Below are 20,398 nucleotides of genomic sequence, written 5' to 3' on the forward strand. Positions count from 1 at the left end.
TTTAAAAACACGCAATGTTTAAGTGCTAGAGTCCGTTCTCTAGTTACTTTCATTTTTTCAATAACTATAAAAGGTAAGCTTATGTATGTAGTAAAAAGAGATGGCCACAGAGAGCCCGTAATGTTTGATAAGATTACAGAAAGAATCAAAAAATTGTGTTACGGCTTAAATGAGCTCGTAGATCCAGTTAAGGTAGCCATGAGAGTTATCGAAGGATTGTATGATGGGGTTTCGACTTCTGAATTGGATAATCTTGCTGCAGAAACGGCGGCTTCTATGACAATTGCGCATCCTGATTATGCTCAATTAGCAGCTCGTATAGCTATTTCTAACCTGCATTCAAATACAAAAAAATCTTTCTCAGAAACGATGAAAGATATGTATCACTACGTAAATCCAAGAAATGGACAAGATGCTCCATTAATTGCTGATGATGTTTACAAAGTGATTCAGGATAACGCTGCTTTTTTAGATTCTCATATTATTTATACAAGAGATTTTAATTACGATTACTTTGGTTTTAAAACTTTAGAGCGTTCTTATCTTCTTAAAATAAACGGAAAAATCGTTGAGCGTCCACAGCACATGTTAATGCGTGTTTCTGTTGGTATTCACTTAGACGATTTAAAGTCGGTTATTGAAACTTATGATTTAATGTCTAAAAAGTTCTTTACGCATGCAACGCCAACGTTGTTCAATGCTGGAACTCCAAAACCACAAATGTCTTCTTGCTTCCTTTTGGCAATGCAAGATGATAGTATTGATGGTATTTACGACACATTAAAACAAACAGCAAAAATCTCGCAGTCAGCGGGAGGAATTGGACTTTCTATTCATAACGTTCGTGCAACAGGATCTTATATTCGCGGTACAAATGGAACTTCAAACGGAATTGTTCCGATGTTGAGAGTATTTAACGATACGGCTCGTTACGTAGATCAAGGTGGTGGAAAACGTAAAGGAAGTTTTGCGATTTACATCGAAACGTGGCATGCTGATATTTTCGATTTCTTAGATTTAAAGAAAAATACAGGAAAAGAAGAAATGCGTGCGAGAGATTTATTCTTCGCGATGTGGACTTCAGATTTATTCATGAAACGTGTTCAGGAAGATTCAACATGGACTTTAATGTGTCCAAACGAATGTCCAGGTTTATATGATGTTTACGGAGACGAATTTGAAGCATTGTATACAGATTATGAATTTCAAGGAAAAGGAAGAAAAACAATCCGTGCTCGTGAATTATGGGAGAAAATCCTTGAGTCACAAATCGAGACTGGAACACCATATATGTTGTACAAAGATGCAGCAAACCGCAAATCGAACCACAAGAATTTAGGAACAATTCGTTCTTCTAACTTGTGTACAGAGATTATGGAGTTTACATCTAAAGATGAAATTGCAGTTTGTAACTTGGCTTCAATCTCATTGCCAATGTTTATCGAAAATGGACAGTTTGATCACCAAGCACTTTACAATGTTACAAAACGTGTAACTCGTAACTTGAACAAAGTAATCGACAGAAACTACTATCCAGTAAAAGAAGCTGAAAACTCAAACATGCGTCACCGCCCGGTTGGATTAGGAGTGCAAGGTTTAGCAGATGCTTTCATTATGTTGCGTATGCCGTTTACAAGCGACGAAGCAAAAGCGTTGAACCAAGAGATTTTCGAAACGTTATACTTCGCAGCCGTAACTGCTTCTATGGAAATGGCAAAAGAAGAAGGACCGTATTCGACTTTCGAAGGTTCGCCAATGTCACAAGGAGAATTCCAACATAATATGTGGGGAATGAAAGATGAAGAATTATCAGGTCGTTGGGATTGGGCTTCTTTAAGAAAAGAAGTGATGGAACACGGAGTTCGTAACTCATTATTAGTTGCGCCAATGCCAACAGCTTCAACTTCTCAGATTCTTGGAAACAACGAAGCTTTCGAACCATATACTTCAAACATTTACACGCGTCGTGTATTGTCTGGAGAGTTCATCGTAGTAAACAAACATTTACTTGAAGACTTAGTAAAACTAGGTTTATGGAACGAGTCATTGAAACAAGAAATTATGCGTCATAACGGATCTGTTCAAAATATTGATATTATTCCGCAAGACTTGAAAGATCTTTATAAAACAGTTTGGGAAATGTCGATGAAAGATATTATTGATATGTCTCGCCAAAGAGGATATTTCATTGACCAGTCGCAATCGTTGAACTTGTTCATGCAGGATGCAAACTATTCTAAATTAACGTCAATGCACTTTTACGCTTGGCAGTCAGGTTTAAAAACTGGAATGTATTACTTAAGAACAAAAGCGGCTGTAGATGCGATTAAATTCACATTGAACAACGATAAAAAAGAAGAAACAGCTCCATCTTTAGTTCAGGAAACTGAAGCAATCAGTGTTGAGGATTACAAAGCGATGCTGCTTAAGGCACAAGCTGCAGATCCTGAGGATTGTGAGATGTGTGGGTCTTAATTTTTTTATCAGATAAAAGAAGATAGAATAAAGAAGAAAGATTTATTCTTAATTTATAGAAAGCAGTTATTGTAATGATAGCTGCTTTTTTTTTGCCACGAATTCACGATTTTTATTTTAAAATCTGTGTAATTAGAATTAAATAACCACAACAATTTGCGCTAATTCGTGAATTCGTGGCGAAAAAACCTTAGAATCTTAGCAACTTAGAATCTTAGAATCTAAAAATTACCATTGTATATATCTCATTTTAAGCCGATTTTTTTATATTATCATACAAAACCTGCTAAATTTGTTAAGAAATCCTTTTTTGTTTCATAAAATGCAATCTTTTTTTTGGTGCACTAAAAATAATTTATACATTCGCAGAGAATTTAAAACAAAACACAAACAAAATGGCAAGTAACCGTTTTTATTTTAGCAACAATTTTTATTTCTTCTTTAGTAGAAGTCAGGATTGTGCTATGGTTATTTGAGAAAAATTTTAAGACAAATAAAACTAATATACAATCCTGATGCAAATCAGGATTTTTTTTTGACTATATGACAACGAAAATTGCAATACAAGGTATAAAAGGATCATTTCATCATCAGGTTGTGAAAGAGTATTTCTCTGAAAATGTGGATATTGATGAGTGTTTGTCTTTTGAAGAATTGATCGATAGCCTTATTGCCGGAAAATCTGATCAGGCCGTTATGGCGATCGAAAATTCAATTGCAGGGCCAATTATTCCGAATTATGCTTTAATTGACAAGAATAATTTACACATAATTGGAGAGCATTATTTAAATATTCAGCAGAATTTAATGGCTTTAAAAGGTCAGAAAATTGAAGATATTAGAGAAGTTCATTCGCACCCAATGGCACTTTTACAGTGTATGGATTTCTTGAAACAATATCCAAATATCAAATTGGTTGAGGATAAAGATACAGCAGAAACAGCAAGAAGAATTCAGGAAAAACAATTAACAGGAATTGCTGCAATTGCAAGTGTAACGGCTTCAGAAATGTACGATCTTGATATTATTGCGCCATCGATTCAAACGATCAAAAACAATATGACTCGTTTCGTAATCATCAAAAAGCAAAATTCATTTTTGCCAGAAAGCGAAATCAACAGAGCATCTGTAAAGTTTGAATTAGATCACAAAAGAGGAAGCTTAGCAGCAGTTTTGAATGTAATGAGCGACTGCAAACTGAATTTGACAAAGATTCAGTCGCTTCCAAAAATTGAAACTCCTTGGAAATATTCATTCTTCGTAGACGTAACATTCGAGAAATACGAAGATTTTGCAAAAGCCAAAGCGTTATTGAATATAATGGCAGAATATTTCAAAGTGTTGGGAGAATATAAGAATACTAGACCTTAAGAAGGTTAAAAGTTATAGGTTAGAAGTTAAAAGTTTTGTCAGGCTGAGCGAAGTCGAAGCCCATGTTCCAATTGGAAAGCCCTTCGACTTCGCTCAGGGTGACAAGTCAAAAAAGAAAAAGCATATAGTGTAAAGCTTAAAGCATATAGCAAAAATTAAAAACAATGATTACAACAGCAAAACGATTAGACACAGTTGAAGAATATTATTTCTCGTCAAAACTAAGAGAAGTTCGTCAGTTGATGTCTGAAGGAAAATCGATCATCAACATGGGAATTGGAAGCCCTGATTTGAGTCCGTCAAAAGCAGTAATTGAAGCAGTCGCTGCAGCAATTCAAGACGAAAACGGACATGGCTATCAAAGCTATCAGGGATTACCAGAAATGAGACAGGCGATGGCGGATTTCTATCGTGATCAGTTTGGTGTTGAAGTGAATCCGAATAATGAGATTTTACCATTGATGGGTTCAAAAGAAGGAATTATGCACATTTCGTTAGCATTTTTAAATGAAGGCGATCACGTTTTGATTCCGAATCCAGGTTATCCAACTTATACTTCGGTAACTAATTTGGTTCAGGCAGTTCCGGTTTATTACGATTTAAAAGAAGAAAACGGATGGGAACCGGATTTTGAAGCTTTAGAAAAATTAGACCTTTCGAAAGTAAAAATTATGTGGCTGGGATACCCACACATGCCAACAGGAGCCAGAGGAAGTTTAGCGTTATTTGAAAAATTGGTTGCTTTTGCTAAAAAACATAATATATTATTGATTAATGACAATCCGTATAGTTTTGTTTTGAATGATAATCCGATGAGTTTACTGCAAGTTGAAGGAGCGAAAGATGTGGCTTTAGAATTGAATTCGTTAAGTAAAACATTCAACATGGCAGGCTGGAGAGTCGGAATGGTTTTAGGAAATCCTGAAATTATTGATGCAGTCCTGAAAGTAAAAAGCAACATGGACAGCGGAATGTATTACGGAATCCAGAAAGGCGCTATTGCAGCTTTGAAATGTGATAAATCTTGGTTTGAAGACCAAAACAAAATTTACAGACGCCGTAGAGAATTAACGGAGAAATTGGCTGAAAAGTTAAACTGTAAAGTATATAAAGAAGGAGTTGGTCTTTTTGTTTGGGCAAAATTGCCAGAAGGAATAGAATCAGCAGAGAAGTTCATTGACGAAATATTATACGAGAAACATATTTTCATCACGCCGGGAACGATTTTCGGAAGCAACGGCGAAGGATATATCAGATTCTCATTGTGTGTGAAAGAAGAAAAAGTACAGGAAGCGATTGATCGATTTTAGATTTTAGAATGCAGATTTTAGATTTCAGATTTTGCGAACCTTGCGTAAATCCTTTGCGGTAAATAAGGTTGGAATTTGGAATTTTAAAATTGGAAATTAAAAAGATAGTATGAAAGTATACGTAATAGGAATAGGATTAATAGGCGGTTCGATGGTGTTAGACATCAAAGAAAAGCATCCGAATGCGACTATTTTCGGAATTGATAATAACGAAAAACATTTGCAGGAAGCAATTGATCTTGGAGTTATTGACGAAGCAGGAAGCTTCGAAGATTTACAAAAAGCAGATTTTGTAATCGTTTCGGTTCCCGTAGATGTAGCGTTGACGGTTTTGCCTAAAGTTCTGGATGCAGTTGGAGATAAAACGATAGTTTTTGAAGTAGGATCGACCAAAAAGCCAATCTGCGATGTAGTGGCCAATCATCCAAAAAGAAGAAATTTTATTGCCACGCATCCAATTGCAGGAACAGAGTTTTCCGGACCTTCAGCAGCAATAAAAGGTTTGTTTAACGGAAAAACAAACATTATTTGTGAAGTGGAAAAAACCGCTTTCAAGTTGCAGGAAAAAGCATTGCAGCTTTTCAGCGAAATAGGAATGAGGATTCGATATATGGATCCGATTTCGCACGACAAACACATTGCTTATGTTTCGCATTTATCGCACATCAGTTCGTTTATGCTCGGAAAAACAGTAATGATAAAAGAAAAAGACGAACAGGATATTTTTGATATGGCGGGAAGTGGATTTGAAAGTACCGTACGTTTGGCAAAAAGTTCACCCGCAATGTGGACACCAATTTTTAAACAAAACAAAGAATACGTTCTGGAAACCTTAGAAGGGTATATCGCAAATTTAACTCAATTTAGAGATTTGCTGGCAGACGACAATTACAACGCCATTTTTGAAGAAATGGAAAGCGTAAATAAAATTAGAGAAATATTAAACGGAATAACTATAAAAAAGTAAACTATAAAAACGATGGAAAATAAAAAAGAAATGAGAAAGTGGTTAGAAGATTTCAATTTAAATCACCCACTTGTGATAGCTGGACCTTGTAGTGCAGAAACTGAAGATCAGGTTTTGAAAATTGCTCACGAATTAAAAGATTCAAAAGTAAGTGTATTCAGAGCTGGAATCTGGAAACCAAGAACTCGTCCGGGAGGATTTGAAGGTGTTGGTGAAATTGGATTAAAATGGTTACAAAAAGCAAAAGCTGAAACTGGTTTATTAATGGGAACAGAAGTTGCGACTGCAGCGCACTGTAAACTAGCTTTAGAACACGATATCGACGTATTATGGGTTGGTGCACGTACAACTGCAAACCCTTTCGCAGTTCAGGAAATTGCTGATACTTTAAAAGGAACTGATAAAATCGTTTTGGTTAAAAACCCTGTAAACCCAGATTTAGCTTTATGGTTAGGTGGTGTTGAGCGTTTACACATGGCAGGAATAGAGAAATTAGGTGTTATTCACAGAGGTTTCTCTACTTACGAAAAAACAAAATACAGAAACATTCCAGAGTGGCAGATTGCTATCGAATTACAAAATAAATTCCCTGATTTGCCATTAATCATCGATCCATCTCACATTACTGGAGATCGTAAAATGATTTTTGAAGTAACTCAAGAGGCTTTAGACTTGAACTACGATGGTATGATTATCGAAACTCATATCGATCCAGACAACGCTTGGTCTGATGCTGCACAACAAGTAACTCCAGATGCTTTGAAACAAATCATCAAAGATTTGACTATCAGAAAAACGGATGATACTACAGATGAGTACAGCCAAAAAATGACTAAGTTAAGAGCTAACATCGACGTTTTGGATGCTAACTTATTAGAGTTGTTAGGAAAACGTATGAAAGTGGCTGACGAAATTGGTCAAGTGAAAAAAGATGCAAACGTTGCAATTCTTCAAAACAACCGTTGGAACGAAATCTTAGGTAAAATGATCCTTGAAGGTGAGAAAAAAGGTCTTACTGAAGAGTTCGTTTTAAGAATGTTCAAAGCGATTCACCAAGAAAGTATCGGACACCAAGAGAAAATTTTCAACGCATAATTTTCTTTAAACATATAAGTGATATAAGTTAATTTAAATTGAAGCAAAACGATTCTCTAAATTTTATTATAGCACTAATTAAAAATAGATTGTTTTTTAAGAATCCTCAACACTTTGGAAAAAGTTTGAGGATTTTTTTTTGCCAAAAATGATTAAAATTAAAAAAGGCTAAATTCTATATACTTTTTATAGAATTTAGCCTTTAAGATTTACTTAATTAGAACCAACGGTTTTGATTTGATCTCTTCCCACGAATTGTTTTTGAAAATCCACAACTTCTCAAGTACTATAGAATTTTCATTTTTTTTATATTTTGCTTTAATAGTATCTATATCAGTTTTATTCCAATGAATATAAGTCATGGGGAAATCTTCAGATTTTGAATAATTTAAAAATACCTTAACATATTTAGATTCTCTTTGATCTATAAATAATATATTATTAGGATTGTCTAAAATTATACTGCTCTTTGCTTGTGGAGGTTGCAAATCATTACTATAATATTTGACCAAAATTCCTGTAATTGGGAATTTCTCAGTTCCCAACAAATTAATACCAATTTTGTTTTTTAATTCAATATCTATACTTCTTCCTAATACAGTTGCTTGATCTGTAGGACGCGAGTTATGTTCTGATGTTCCCATTAAGATTAGAAAAATAAAAAATAGAGTTTTCAAATTAATAAAATAAATTAAAGACCAATATCGTATAACATTCCATTTTGATAATTGAAAGTATATGTTCCAGGGTTAAAGCTTCCGACACTATAATAACCGTTGTAATCACCATCCCAACCCCAGTTCATATGCAAAATTGCTTGATATGTGCTAGCTCCCAGACAAACACCATAATCATCCTTATGATAAATTGTAGTTTGACTATAGCCATCACAAACCCATGCGTGTCCATTTACATAACTTCCACCAGAATTTGTTCCTCCTGTTAAAATAACTGGTCGGTTATTGTTAAGATTTTGAATAACAGTGTTTAAATTAAAATTGCCAAATGTTGCATAGTGATAGCCAAATGTATTTTTTAAAGCGGTTGCAGCATTTGCTGTAACTGCACTTGATAAGCCACATCCATATGACATATTCACTGAAGCACCTGCATTCTTCATTAAAAGTTGTATGTCATAAGTTCCATATCCATATTGCCCATTATTTGGCATATTATTCCAGTTGTAGGTATTAGGTTTTTGAAAATAGCGCATAATTTGCGCCATTGAGGTGGCAACACAACCTGTAGCCGCTTTGTATCCAAAATAATAGTCATGAGAACAGTTCAAAGCTAAAAGATTATTATATCCATCGCCCTGCCCCCAATTTGTTGTTAAAAGTGGACCTTTAACATAAGTAGAATAATCTGGGCAGCTTGTTGGGTCTTCTGGCTCAACATAAGACGTTTTACTAGTTGTTTTTATTTGAGCAGTGCTTTTATTTGTAATAGCGTTCCACTCACTTTTTATTTCTTTGGTTTGAACTTGATTGTTGCTAATTTTGGCTTGAATTTCTTTTTTTTGTCCTTCCATCCAATAAGCTACAGGAGGAATAATTTGCTGATCTGTAGTCGCAAAATTTCCTGAATCAGAATAGGCTAAAATTGGACTTACTCGATTATCAGCAGCCAATATAATAAATCCGCCTTCGTTATAATTTATAACATAAAAAGCACTTTCTTTTTTTGATGTAACATATTCCTTTGTGCTTTTGATAGTTCTATTTTGTATTACATTTTTTCCTGTAATACTTGTATTCTTAAAAAAATTTTGAGCAATTAAAATAATAGTTTCTTTCGAAACCTTATTTGTTGAATTTGATGAAGGATTAAGTTCTCCATCCTCTTTTTCATTACTGCAACTTGCTAAAAATAGAAGAGTAATTACTAAAAAAAGAATTTTTGTTAATCCATAAAGATTGAATTTGGTGTGATTTGGGTTTGGTTTGCTTTTTTTCATTTTTACTTTTTTTGTTAATAGATAGATTTACTTAAGAAAATTCTGTTATAAAAATATTAAAAGTAGTTTAATATTTGTTAATTAAATGCAATTATTTTAAATAATAGTATTTGGTTTATTAAATAACTTTAATAAGTTTTTTAGTCTAATTCTTTAAATTGTAGTGCCAATGAATTTTTAAATAATGGATTGAATAACTTTCCATTAGAAAAACTGTAATTTTGTCTTTTAAAATTTTTAGTTTTAAGAGGAATCTAAAAATCTAAAATCAGCAATCTAAAATTAAAGAATGACAGGAACCGTTTATAAATCTACAGGAAGCTGGTATACCGTAAAATCTGAAAATGGAGATTTTGTGGAATGCCGTATGAAAGGGAAATTTAGAATTAAGGGAATTAAAAGTACCAATCCTATTGCTGTAGGCGATATAGTTGATTATGAATTAGAAGAAACATCTGATGCTGTTACTGGAATGATTCATAATATCCACGAAAGAAAAAATTATATCGTTCGTAAATCGGTTAACTTGTCAAAGCAGATTCACATTATTGCTTCAAATATCGATCAGGTTTTCTTATTGGTTACGATTGATAATCCGCCAACAACTACTAGTTTCATAGACCGTTTTTTGGTAACTGCTGAAGCTTATGGAATTGAAGCCGTTCTTGTTTTTAATAAAATTGATACTTTAACGGAACAAACTTTAGACGATCAGCTTTATCTGCAGCATATTTATCAGGAAATAGGATATAAATGTCTCCGAATTTCATCGACAGAAAATAAAGGAATTGACAAGCTGAAAGAAATGATGATCGGAAAAGTAAGTATGTTTTCAGGGCATTCTGGCGTTGGAAAATCAACTTTGGTAAATGCTTTAGAACCAAGTCTGCACTTAAAAACTTCTGTAATTTCAGAGCAAAGCAAGCAAGGACAGCATACGACTACTTTTGCTGAAATGTACGACTTGTCTTTTGATGCACGAATTATCGATACTCCAGGAATTAAAGGTTTCGGAATCGTTGATATGGAACCGACAGAAATCACCGATTATTTCCCAGAATTTTTCAAGCTCAAAGATCAGTGCAAGTTTAACAACTGTTTACATAAAGAAGAACCGCATTGCGCCATAAAAGCAGCTTTAGAAAAAGATGAAATTGCTTGGTCACGCTACAACAGTTATCTTAAAATTCTTGAAGGCGACGAAGAACATTATCGTACTGATACCTATGGAGAAGATCGCGCTGCAAGTGATGAAACGAGAAAGTAAAAAAATCCAATTTTAAAAATCCAAATTCCAAACAGAAGGTAAGACCGATTCTAATTGTAGAAATGTACTACAGTGCATCTAACATTAGAATTTAAAATCTTTTTAATCCTTTTAATCTGTGGCTAAAAAATAAAATAAATGAAAGTTGTAATCCAAAGAGTTTCAGAAGCAACAGTAACCGTTGACAATAAAAAAACAGCAGACATTAAAAAAGGATTATTAGTATTAGTAGGAATTGAAGAAGCTGATACACAGGAAGACATTGATTGGCTTGCTGGAAAAATCATAAAAATGAGAATTTTTGGAGACGAAAATGATGTTATGAACTGTTCAGTGCAGGATATTGACGGAGATATTATTGTTGTGAGTCAGTTTACGCTTCATGCATCGACTAAAAAAGGAAATCGTCCTTCTTATATTAAAGCGGCAAAACCAGATTTTGCAATTCCGATGTATGAAAATTTTGTTCGAGTGATAGAAAAAGAGTTGGGTAAGAAGATTCAAACCGGAATTTTTGGTGCTGATATGAAAGTTAGTCTTATTAATGACGGACCAGTTACAATCGTAGTGGATAGTAAAAATAGGGAATAAAATATTATTAAACATTTGTTAAGGATTTCTGAAAATAATATATATTTGACGAAAATACCTACTAATGAAAAACCTGTTTTGCGCGTTATTTTTTATATTATTTAGTGCCAATATTTCTGCTCAAAAGAGCATTTATCCTACCTTTTCTATTCCTGATAGTTTAACACAAAATGCTAATTCTGTTCTTCGCTTGGATCAGATGGACATTGTCATTGCTTCACAAAGAAGCATGGTTATCAAAACTCAAAGGGTTGTTTCTGTTTTTAATGAAAAAGGGTTAAAAGATATTGATGCTTTTAGTCATTATGATAAAACAACTTCAATAAAAAATATTGAAGCTATTGTTTATGATGCATTAGGAAATGAAATAAAGAAAATCAAAAGAAAAGACTTTAGAGATCAGAGCGCTGTAAGCGGAAGTACTCTTTTTTCAGATAATCGAGTGGTTTATTTAGATTATACTCCAATTTCATATCCTTTTACAATCGCTTTTACGTGCGAAACTGAAACATCAAATACAGCATTTATTCCGCAATGGTATTTTATTGGTAATTATTATGAAAGTGTGGAAAAATGTGTTTTGAATGTTACTTTCCCAAAAGGATTGGGCTTTAAGAAAAAAGAGTTCCGATTTGATAATTTTAATATACAAAAAACAGTCGATACCGATACCAATTTAAGTTATATAGCAACGAATATAGTTGCTCAAAAACAAGAAGACCTTAGTCCTTCTCCTTCAGATCTTTTCCCGAAAGTTATGATGGGTTTAGAAAACTTCCACTTGGAAGGAGTTGACGGAAATGCTACTACTTGGGAAGCATTTGGAAAATGGTATGGAGATAAAATCTTAACAGGAACTACTGTTTTGCCAGAAGAAACAAAAACAAAAATCAAAGCGCTTGTTGGTGATGAAAAAGATCCTGTAAAGAAAGCTAAAATCATTTACGATTATGTGCAGAAAAAATCCCGATATGTAAACATTGCAGTTGGTATTGGCGGCTGGAAACCTATGTTGGCCAATGACGTTGATCGTTTGGGCTATGGAGACTGTAAAGCATTGTCTAATTATACAAAAGCACTTTTGCAGGTTGTAGATGTTCCGTCATATAATACTATTTTGTATGGTGATCGTTATAAATCAGATATTCAATCTGATTTTGTTTCGATGCAGGGAAATCACATGATTTTGGCAATTCCGAATAATGATAATTACATCTGGCTGGAATGCACAAGTCAGGATGATCCATTTGGTTATCAAGGAACTTTTACAGACGATCGTGATGTTTTGGTTGTGAAACCAGAAGGGGGAGAAATTGTTCGCACTAAAATCTACAATGATAATGGAAATACTCAGAATGGTAAAGGAACATATACAATTGATGGAGTTGGCAATTTTTCAGGGACATTAAAAATTGCATCGCAAGGAAGTCAATATGCTTCTAAATCTCGTGTCGAAACCATGCAACCAAACGAAAAAGAAGAACATTACAAAGATTACTGGGATAACATCAATAACTTAAAATTAGGTAAAATAACTTTTGCCAACGATAAAGAGAATATTTGTTTTACTGAAGATGTCCAGTTAAGCGCAACAAATTATGGAACACTTACAGGTAATAAAATGATTTTTGTGGTTGACGCTTTTAATCAGTATACAGGAAATATAAAACGAGTTCGAAATCGCAAAAATCCATTTCAAATTCAGCGTGGCTATTTAGATACAGATGAAATCGAGATCAATCTTCCTGAAGGATATAGTATTGAATTCCTTCCATCCAATTATGAATTGAAAGGAAAATTTGGGGAATACAAAACCGAAATCATAAAAAAGGATAATAGTAAATTAACTTACAAAAGATCCATGTTTGTAAGCAAAGGAAGATATTCTAACAAAGAATATGATGAGTACCGCTTATTTATGGAACAAGTTTCCAGAAATGATAATGCCAAAATAATATTGACCAAGAACTAACCATTATAAACCCAAAACAAATCAAAAATTACCAATGAAAATTATAAAACTATTTACTCTATCTGTGATCTTGTTACTTGGTCAAAAAGTAATTTCTCAAGAATTTAAACTAGGAAAAGTATCTATTGCTGAACTTGAACAAAAGATACATCCAAAAGATTCATCTGCCTCAGCTGCTATTTTATACAAAAGAGGAAAAGCAAGAATCGACTATGACCAGAATTTAGGTTTTGTAACTTACATGGAGGTTGAAACTCGTATTAAAATCTATAAAAAAGAAGGGTATAATTGGGCCAATGAAGCAATTTGGTATTATTACAATACTGATTTTAAAGAAAAAGTATCAGTTAGTGATGCTGTAACGTATAATTTGGTTGGAGGTAAAATTGAAGCTACAAAACTAAAAAGTGATGGAGTATTTGACGAGACGGTAAGTAAATTTAGAAGCCAGAAAAAAATTACTATGCCCAACGTTAAAGAAGGTTCTATTATAGAATTTAAATATAGCGTTAGAAGCCCAGATGTTCTTATTCGTGATTGGGATTTTCAAACTAGTATTCCTGTAAATTATTCAGAATTTAAAACATATGTCCCTGAATATTTTGTTTTTACTCCAGCACAAAAAGGCTATATTTTTCCTAAGGTTGTTTCTGAAAAATCTAACAAATCATTCATTATAAACTCAAAAGAAAGATACAATACAGGAGGCTTCGCAGGCGGAGTGACCAAGACCGAGTTTTATCAGGATAAAATCGAGTATGTAGAAACGTTAACTACTTATATTGCAGAAAACTTTGCCGCAATGAAAGACGAGGACTATGTAAATAATATAGAAAATTATATGTCATCAGTTTCTCATGAGTTGTCTATGACAAAGTTTCCTAATAAACCCATAAAACAACTTTCTGCAGATTGGAATTCAGTGGTCAAAACCATTTATGATTATGATAGTTTTGGTCCAGAATTGAATAAGACAGGATATTTTGAAGAAGATCTGAAAAAACTCCTAGCAGAAACGAAAACACCAGAAGAGAAAATTTGGGTGGTTTTTAATCATGTAAAATCAAACGTGAAATGGAATAATTATACGGGTTATAGCTGTGATAGTGGCGTTAAAAAGGCTTATAAAGAGAAAACAGGAAATATTGCCGATATTAATTTAATGCTTACAGCAATGCTTCGTTATTCTGGTTTAACAGCAAATCCAGTTTTAGTAAGCACACGTTCTAACGGAATTGCGCTATTCCCAAACAGAACGGCATTCAATTATGTAATTGCAGCTGTAGAAACTCCAAACGGAAATATTTTATTAGATGCATCCGAAAAATTTTCAACTCCAAATATTTTGCCTTTAAGAGTTTTAAACTGGTCGGGAAGATTAATACGAAAGGATGGAACATCTGAAATGATTAATTTGATGCCAGAAAAAACATCTAGCGACAATGTTTTTATGACTTACAGTATTGAATCTGATGGGAAGGTGACAGGAAAAACCAGAAGACAGTATGCAGATTATAATGCCATGATAACAAGAGACAATATAAGTAACCTTAAAGAGGAGGAATATCTGGAAAAGCTTGAAAATAAAAATAATAAAATAGAAATAAGCGATTATTCAAAAACAAACGAGCATGATGTGTTACTGCCTATAATTGAAACTTATTCTTTTACGGGAAATAATTTATGTGAACTGATAGGCGGAAAAATTTATGTAAGCCCAATGCTATTTTTTACCAACGACAAAAACCCTTTTAAACAAGAAGTACGAGAATATCCAGTTGATTTTAGTTATCCTTTTGCAGATAAGTATAACATTACGATTAAAATCCCAGAAGGTTTTGCAGTGGAAACATTTCCAGCTCCGGCCGCTATAACAATGGAAGATAATCTTGGCACTTTTAAATTTAATATTGCAGCCAATGGAGATACTTTACAATTGTCTATTTTGCATCAGATAAATGAAGCAATTGTTTCTGCTGAAAAGTATGATATGTTGAAAGAGTATTATAAGGCGATGATTGCGAAAGAAACAGAAAAAATCGTTTTAAAACGTATTTAAAAATATTATGCTGAGATTTCTCCTAGTTTATTATTTTTTACCCGAAGCAAAAACCTTTTAATCAGGAAAGAAAACAAATGCTCGTTTATTTTGGATATAAAAACATGGAAAAGTATAATTTTAGTATTCAGATTCCAGAAGGTTATGCTGTGGAATCTATTTCAAAACCGGTAAAGATAACTTCAGAGGACAAACAGATGTCGTTTATTTTAAATTTTTCAATTACAGAAAACAAAATTCAAATTGTGAGCCAAAAAGAAATCAACAATAGTATTTTTGCAACAGAGGATTACGGAATGGTAAAAGAGTTTTTTCAGAAGATGATCCTTAGCCAAAATGAAAAAATAATTCTAAAAAAGATATAGAAGATGGATTTGAAAAATGCACAGCTAGATGTTGATACTTGGATAAAAGAACACGGTGTTCGTTACTTTAACGAATTGACCAATATGGCACAGCTAACAGAAGAAGTTGGAGAAGTTGCCCGAATTATTGCCCGCCGTTACGGAGAACAATCTGAGAAAGTAAGTGATAAAAATAAAGATTTAGGAGAAGAATTGGCAGACGTTGTTTTTGTTGTACTATGTTTAGCGAATCAAACAGGAATTGATTTACAAGCTGCTTTCGACAAAAAAATGGATCTGAAATCGGTTAGAGATAAAGATCGTCACAAAAACAATGATAAATTGAAATAATTGTGAAATTTCAGCGTGAATTTTGATTTACGAGCGAGGAGTGGTAAATTGCACGCTTGGATTATGTTACTCATAATTCGCAACTCATAACTAATATCATGAATTTAAAATTAACGACGAATTCACCATTCATAATTGATGATTCGCAACTCAATATTACTGGTTCAAAAAGCGAAACGAACCGTTTGTTATTACTAAAAGCATTATTCCCAAATATTACTTTAGCCAATACTTCAAACTCTGATGACAGCGAAGTAATGCAAAAAGCTTTGGCAGGAAATGACGAAATCGTAGACATTCACCACGCTGGAACTGCAATGCGTTTTTTAACTGCTTATTTTTCTGTTAACGAGGGAAGAGAAGTGGTTTTGACAGGATCCAGCAGAATGCAGGAGCGCCCAATCAAAATTTTAGTTGATACTTTAAGACAATTAGGTGTTGAAATCTCTTATGAAAAGGAAGAAGGTTATCCGCCAATTCGAATTAAAGGAAAAAAAGTTACGGCTTCAAAAGTGAACTTGGCAGCAAATGTGAGCAGTCAATATATTTCAGCACTTTTATTAGTAGCTTCTAAATTAGATAACGGTTTAGAATTGACATTAGAAGGAGAAATTACTTCTATTCCGTATATCAAAATGACTTTGGCTTTGCTAAATGATTTAGATATTAAAACAAGCTTTGAAGGAAATGTAATTAAAGTTTTTCCTAAAGAATCAGTTGAATCAAAAGAAATGGTTGTAGAATCGGATTGGAGTTCAGCTTCTTATTTCTTTAGTTTAGTAGCTTTATCTGAATCTGCTAAAATTACTTTGAGCAGTTATAAAGAAAATAGCCTTCAAGGAGATTCAGAATTAGTTTCTCTTTATGAAAAAATGGGTGTGAAAACGACTTTCCAAAACAATAAAATGACTTTGGAGAAAGTTGCTGGATTCAATTATCAAGATGTAAATTTTGAATTGAATAATACTCCAGATATTGCGCAGACAATTGTTGTAACATGTTTAGGTTTAGGAATTGGATGTCACTTAACAGGTCTTCATACTTTAAAAATTAAAGAAACAGATAGATTAGAAGCTTTAAGAATTGAGCTTACAAAATTAGGAGCAAATATCTCTGTAACCAATGATAGTTTAACTTTAGAGCGCTCAGGAGCTATTAATCACGATGTTCATATTGCGACTTACAACGATCACCGCATGGCAATGGCATTTGCGCCTTTAGCAATCAAAGTTCCGGTTATTATTGATGACGCTGAAGTAGTTTCTAAATCATACCCAGATTTCTGGAATGATTTAAAAGCATTGAACTTTCAAATTTCAGAATTGTAATTTTTTTTGAACCATATAAGAAATATAAGTTCATTTAAATTAAAGCATAATAAAACATAGCCTCTGGTTTCAACCAGAGGTTTTTTTATGTCCAAGTTTGAATATAATCGCAAAGTTTGTCATTTCGACGAAGGAGAAATCTTTGCAAGTAGCTCCGCAATCAAAATCTAATCTTTGTCGAGTTTCTGGCGAAGATTTCTCCTTCGTCGAAATGACAATAATATGTTGAAAATGTTTTTTATAGAAAAAAACATTTTTAATGGTTCTGAAAATGCCACAAAATCAAGGACTTTTGAAAATAAAAGGCAAAACACTTGACAACGCCTATTTCACAATCGTATATTTGCAACCGATTTAAAATTTTAGATAAACAAATCTAAAAGCTACACTCTAAAATCAACAATTCAAATATGAAATTATCACACTTCAATTTCAATTTACCGAAAGAACTTTTGGCTGAATTCCCAGCAGAAAACAGAGACGAATCTCGCTTAATGGTAATTGACCGTAAAAAAAACACTATCGAACATAAAATGTTTAAAGACGTGATCAACTATTTTGATGACGGAGACGTTTTAATTCTTAACAATACAAAAGTTTTCCCTGCACGTTTGTACGGAAACAAAGAAAAAACTGGAGCTAGAATTGAGGTTTTCTTATTAAGAGAATTAAATTCAGAGCAACGTTTATGGGACGTTTTAGTAGATCCTGCTAGAAAAATCCGTATTGGTAACAAACTTTATTTTGGTGATGACGATTCGTTAGTTGCTGAGGTAATTGACAATACAACATCTCGTGGTAGAACTTTACGTTTCTTATACGATGGTTCTTATGAAGAATTCAGAAATAAATTGACAGAACTTGGAGAAACTCCAATTCCTAAATACATCAACAGAGAAGTAACTGCTGAAGATGCTGAAAGATACCAAACAATCTACGCAAAAGAAGAAGGAGCTGTAGCAGCACCAACAGCTGGTTTACACTTTTCAAAACACCTTTTGAAAAAATTAGAAATCAAAGGAGTGAACTTTGCTGAGGTAACTTTACACGTTGGTTTAGGAACTTTTAATCCAGTTGAGGTTGAAGATTTATCTAAACACAAAATGGATTCTGAGGAATTAATCATTACTCAAGAAGCTTGTGATATCGTTAATGAAGGAAAAGCAAAGAAAAAACGTATTTGTGCTGTAGGAACAACTTCTATGCGTGCAATCGAAAGTTCTGTTTCTTCTGCTAATACTTTAAATCCTTACGAAGGATGGACAAATAAATTTATTTTCCCTCCTCACGATTTCAGTATTGCAAACTGTATGATTACAAATTTCCACACACCAAAATCAACATTATTAATGATGATTTCTGCTTTCTGTGGACATGATTTAATGAAAAAAGCATACGACGAAGCAATCAAAGAAGGATACAAATTCTATTCTTACGGAGATGCGATGTTAATTCTTTAATTAGAATTTATCATATAAAAGACCCGACGAGTTTTCGAGACTTGTCGGGTTTTTTGTTTTAATTGTTTCAAGTTTCAGGTTTCAAGTTTGACATTCGTTGAGAAATTTTAAACGCAAAGAACGCAAAGTTTTTTTGCTCAGTATATGTTTACCAGAAACAAAAGAACGCAAAGCTTTGCGAACTTAGCGTTTATAAACGTTAGCCTTGATAAAAAAAAGACTTTGCGTTCTTTGCGTTAAAAAACACACAAAGCATATCAACCTGAAACAAAACAAACAATTTTTGTTATTTTAGCAAGCAAAACAAAAAACAATGACTTTTCAAAATACACGCGAATTTGCACGAGAGCTAGATTCGAAAGACGCATTAAAACATTATCAAGATCAATTTATTTTTCCTAAAGTAAATGATAAACGAGTTATCTATTTTACTGGAAATTCTTTAGGATTACAGCCAAAACGCACCAAAGCTTATGTTGATGAAGTAATGAACGATTGGGCAGAATTGGCAGTTGAAGGTCATTTTTATGCCGAGAAACCTTGGTGGGATTATCAGGAAAGATTTGCAGAACCGTTGAGTAAGATTGTTGGAGCGCTTCCGTCTGAAGTTACGGTGATGAATACTTTGACAGTAAATCTTCATTTATTAATGGTTTCTTTTTACCAGCCAACTAAAACACGTTATAAAATTATCTGTGAAGAAAAAGCTTTTCCATCAGATCAATATATGTTTCAAAGTCAAGTAAACTTTCACGGATACAAACCAGAAGATGCAATTGTAGAAATCAAGCGTCGCGAAGGAGAACATAATATTCGTTTAGAAGATGTTTTGGCTAAAATTGAAGAAGTTGGTGATGAGCTGGCTTTGGTTTTAATTGGTGGAGTAAATTATTATACCGGACAAGTTTTCGATATTAAAACCATAACTGCTGCGGGACAAAAAGCTGGTGCAAAAGTAGGTTGGGATTTAGCACACGCAGCTGGAAATATCAAATTAGAACTTCACGATTGGAATGTAGATTTTGCTGCTTGGTGCAGTTATAAATATATGAACTCAGGACCAGGAAATGCTTCTGGATGCTTCGTTCACGAAAAGCATCATAATTCAAATCTGCCAAGATTTGCAGGATGGTGGGGACACAACAAAGAACGCCGTTTTAAAATGGAACCTACTTTTGATCCTGTTCACGGAGCAGACGGCTGGCAAATTAGTAATCTTCCGGTTCTTTCATTGGCGCCATATTTAGCTTCAGTAGAAATGTTTGCTGAGGTTGGAATGGATGCTTTAATTGCAAAACGTGATCATATTACTTCGTATCTAGAATTTATTCTTCACGAAATTGATAAAGAAGTAGAAAGTACTTTCGAAATTATTACGCCTTCAAATCCAGAAGAAAGAGCTTCACAACTGTCTGTATTTTTGCACGGAGAAGGAAGGGCTTTATTTGATTATTTAATGAAAAATGGTGTCATTACTGATTGGCGCGAACCAAATGTTATTCGTCTAGCACCAGTTCCGTTATATTGTTCTTATGAAGATATGTATGACTTTGGACAAATTCTGAAAAAAGGGATTTTAGCAAAGTAAGAGTAATTGCTCGCAAAATCGCTAAGACGCAAAGTTTTTTAAATTATTATATGAATTGCCTCCAGCTTTAGCTGGAGGTTATTTTGAATCAAAATAGAAAGGCTTTAGCCCAAATAATCAGTTTGGCTAAAGCCTTTTTTATTTGTCAATTTTGTCCTATAACTAAAGCTGGAAGCAACTTAAAATTAAACTTACGAGATTTTTAGAAATAAAATGTTCCTGAAAGAATATTCCTTAGCGTAATTTTATAAACTTTCAAAAAA

Annotated in this window: 16 protein-coding genes; 14 read left to right on the forward strand and 2 right to left on the reverse strand. The window is 33.4% G+C overall.

The window, feature by feature from the left end; translation table 11 throughout:
* Positions 1-81: 81 nt before the first annotated feature.
* The 5 genes from ABXT06_RS12350 to ABXT06_RS12370 all read left to right on the forward strand — a co-directional run bounded on the left by ABXT06_RS12350 (position 82) and on the right by ABXT06_RS12370 (position 7,218).
* Positions 82-2,475 (forward strand): ribonucleoside-diphosphate reductase subunit alpha, encoded by a 2,394-nt coding sequence (locus ABXT06_RS12350; protein WP_354591026.1) that lies wholly within the window; start codon positions 82-84, stop codon positions 2,473-2,475.
* A gap of 543 nt (positions 2,476-3,018) precedes the next feature.
* Positions 3,019-3,846, forward strand: a complete 828-nt coding sequence (locus ABXT06_RS12355; RefSeq protein WP_354591027.1) for a prephenate dehydratase — start codon at positions 3,019-3,021, stop codon at positions 3,844-3,846.
* 164 nt (positions 3,847-4,010) lie between these two features.
* Positions 4,011-5,156, forward strand: coding sequence for a pyridoxal phosphate-dependent aminotransferase (locus ABXT06_RS12360; RefSeq protein ID WP_111376515.1), 1,146 nt, complete (start codon positions 4,011-4,013; stop codon positions 5,154-5,156).
* Positions 5,157-5,265: 109 nt separating this feature from the next.
* Positions 5,266-6,123 (forward strand): prephenate dehydrogenase, encoded by an 858-nt coding sequence (locus ABXT06_RS12365; protein ID WP_354591028.1) that lies wholly within the window; start codon positions 5,266-5,268, stop codon positions 6,121-6,123.
* A 12-nt stretch (positions 6,124-6,135) separates the two neighbouring features.
* A complete protein-coding gene (locus tag ABXT06_RS12370; RefSeq protein ID WP_073410583.1) occupies positions 6,136-7,218 on the forward strand; it encodes a bifunctional 3-deoxy-7-phosphoheptulonate synthase/chorismate mutase type II in 1,083 nt (360 codons plus the stop codon).
* Between the two features lie 209 nt (positions 7,219-7,427).
* Here ABXT06_RS12370 and ABXT06_RS12375 read toward each other — a convergent pair whose 3' ends face one another.
* Together ABXT06_RS12375 and ABXT06_RS12380 are read right to left on the reverse strand one after the other, a co-directional pair.
* Positions 7,428-7,862: a hypothetical protein gene (locus ABXT06_RS12375; RefSeq protein WP_354591029.1), complete on the reverse strand. Its 435-nt coding sequence runs from the start codon at positions 7,860-7,862 to the stop codon at positions 7,428-7,430.
* Between the two features lie 47 nt (positions 7,863-7,909).
* Complete coding sequence (locus ABXT06_RS12380; RefSeq protein ID WP_354591030.1) at positions 7,910-9,175, reverse strand: C10 family peptidase; 1,266 nt, start codon at positions 9,173-9,175, stop codon at positions 7,910-7,912.
* Positions 9,176-9,464: 289 nt separating this feature from the next.
* On the opposite strand from ABXT06_RS12380, the gene rsgA reads away from it, so the two are divergent.
* The 9 genes from rsgA to kynU all read left to right on the forward strand — a co-directional run bounded on the left by rsgA (position 9,465) and on the right by kynU (position 20,135).
* Complete coding sequence (rsgA, locus tag ABXT06_RS12385) at positions 9,465-10,442, forward strand: ribosome small subunit-dependent GTPase A (protein ID WP_354591031.1); 978 nt, start codon at positions 9,465-9,467, stop codon at positions 10,440-10,442.
* Between the two features lie 138 nt (positions 10,443-10,580).
* Complete coding sequence (dtd, locus tag ABXT06_RS12390) at positions 10,581-11,033, forward strand: D-aminoacyl-tRNA deacylase (protein WP_354591032.1); 453 nt, start codon at positions 10,581-10,583, stop codon at positions 11,031-11,033.
* A gap of 64 nt (positions 11,034-11,097) precedes the next feature.
* Entirely contained in the window at positions 11,098-13,005 is a 1,908-nt protein-coding gene (locus tag ABXT06_RS12395; RefSeq protein WP_354591033.1) for a DUF3858 domain-containing protein, read from the forward strand.
* 34 nt (positions 13,006-13,039) lie between these two features.
* On the forward strand, positions 13,040-15,064 hold the full coding sequence (locus ABXT06_RS12400) for a DUF3858 domain-containing protein (protein WP_354591034.1): 2,025 nt from the start codon (positions 13,040-13,042) through the stop codon (positions 15,062-15,064).
* A gap of 104 nt (positions 15,065-15,168) precedes the next feature.
* Positions 15,169-15,429, forward strand: coding sequence for a DUF3858 domain-containing protein (locus tag ABXT06_RS12405; RefSeq protein ID WP_354591035.1), 261 nt, complete (start codon positions 15,169-15,171; stop codon positions 15,427-15,429).
* A 3-nt stretch (positions 15,430-15,432) separates the two neighbouring features.
* Positions 15,433-15,759 (forward strand): nucleotide pyrophosphohydrolase, encoded by a 327-nt coding sequence (locus ABXT06_RS12410; protein WP_354591036.1) that lies wholly within the window; start codon positions 15,433-15,435, stop codon positions 15,757-15,759.
* 98 nt (positions 15,760-15,857) lie between these two features.
* The gene (aroA, locus tag ABXT06_RS12415) at positions 15,858-17,087 is read left to right on the forward strand and encodes a 3-phosphoshikimate 1-carboxyvinyltransferase (protein ID WP_354591037.1); all 1,230 of its coding nucleotides are present in this window, start codon (positions 15,858-15,860) and stop codon (positions 17,085-17,087) included.
* A gap of 410 nt (positions 17,088-17,497) precedes the next feature.
* Entirely contained in the window at positions 17,498-18,547 is a 1,050-nt protein-coding gene (gene queA / locus ABXT06_RS12420) for a tRNA preQ1(34) S-adenosylmethionine ribosyltransferase-isomerase QueA (protein WP_177211934.1), read from the forward strand.
* Between the two features lie 313 nt (positions 18,548-18,860).
* Complete coding sequence (gene kynU, locus ABXT06_RS12425) at positions 18,861-20,135, forward strand: kynureninase (RefSeq protein ID WP_354591038.1); 1,275 nt, start codon at positions 18,861-18,863, stop codon at positions 20,133-20,135.
* The last annotated feature ends 263 nt before the right edge of the window (positions 20,136-20,398 follow it).

Origin of the sequence: Flavobacterium sp. UW10123 (assembly GCF_040538975.1) — a bacterium.
Lineage (GTDB): Bacteria > Bacteroidota > Bacteroidia > Flavobacteriales > Flavobacteriaceae > Flavobacterium.

Excerpts from the sequence above, each read along its gene's own strand:
- ABXT06_RS12360 (WP_111376515.1), top strand. The coding sequence starts at position 4,011 with ATGATTACAACAGCAAAACGATTAGACACAGTTGAAGAATATTATTTC.
- ABXT06_RS12380 (WP_354591030.1), bottom strand. The coding sequence starts at position 9,175 with ATGAAAAAAAGCAAACCAAACCCAAATCACACCAAATTCAATCTTTAT.
- ABXT06_RS12375 (WP_354591029.1), bottom strand. The coding sequence starts at position 7,862 with ATGGGAACATCAGAACATAACTCGCGTCCTACAGATCAAGCAACTGTA.
- queA (WP_177211934.1), top strand. The coding sequence starts at position 17,498 with ATGAAATTATCACACTTCAATTTCAATTTACCGAAAGAACTTTTGGCT.
- ABXT06_RS12365 (WP_354591028.1), top strand. The coding sequence starts at position 5,266 with ATGAAAGTATACGTAATAGGAATAGGATTAATAGGCGGTTCGATGGTG.
- ABXT06_RS12355 (WP_354591027.1), top strand. The coding sequence starts at position 3,019 with ATGACAACGAAAATTGCAATACAAGGTATAAAAGGATCATTTCATCAT.
- ABXT06_RS12395 (WP_354591033.1), top strand. The coding sequence starts at position 11,098 with ATGAAAAACCTGTTTTGCGCGTTATTTTTTATATTATTTAGTGCCAAT.
- ABXT06_RS12370 (WP_073410583.1), top strand. The coding sequence starts at position 6,136 with ATGGAAAATAAAAAAGAAATGAGAAAGTGGTTAGAAGATTTCAATTTA.
- dtd (WP_354591032.1), top strand. The coding sequence starts at position 10,581 with ATGAAAGTTGTAATCCAAAGAGTTTCAGAAGCAACAGTAACCGTTGAC.
- kynU (WP_354591038.1), top strand. The coding sequence starts at position 18,861 with ATGACTTTTCAAAATACACGCGAATTTGCACGAGAGCTAGATTCGAAA.
- rsgA (WP_354591031.1), top strand. The coding sequence starts at position 9,465 with ATGACAGGAACCGTTTATAAATCTACAGGAAGCTGGTATACCGTAAAA.
- aroA (WP_354591037.1), top strand. The coding sequence starts at position 15,858 with ATGAATTTAAAATTAACGACGAATTCACCATTCATAATTGATGATTCG.
- ABXT06_RS12350 (WP_354591026.1), top strand. The coding sequence starts at position 82 with ATGTATGTAGTAAAAAGAGATGGCCACAGAGAGCCCGTAATGTTTGAT.
- ABXT06_RS12400 (WP_354591034.1), top strand. The coding sequence starts at position 13,040 with ATGAAAATTATAAAACTATTTACTCTATCTGTGATCTTGTTACTTGGT.
- ABXT06_RS12410 (WP_354591036.1), top strand. The coding sequence starts at position 15,433 with ATGGATTTGAAAAATGCACAGCTAGATGTTGATACTTGGATAAAAGAA.
- ABXT06_RS12405 (WP_354591035.1), top strand. The coding sequence starts at position 15,169 with ATGGAAAAGTATAATTTTAGTATTCAGATTCCAGAAGGTTATGCTGTG.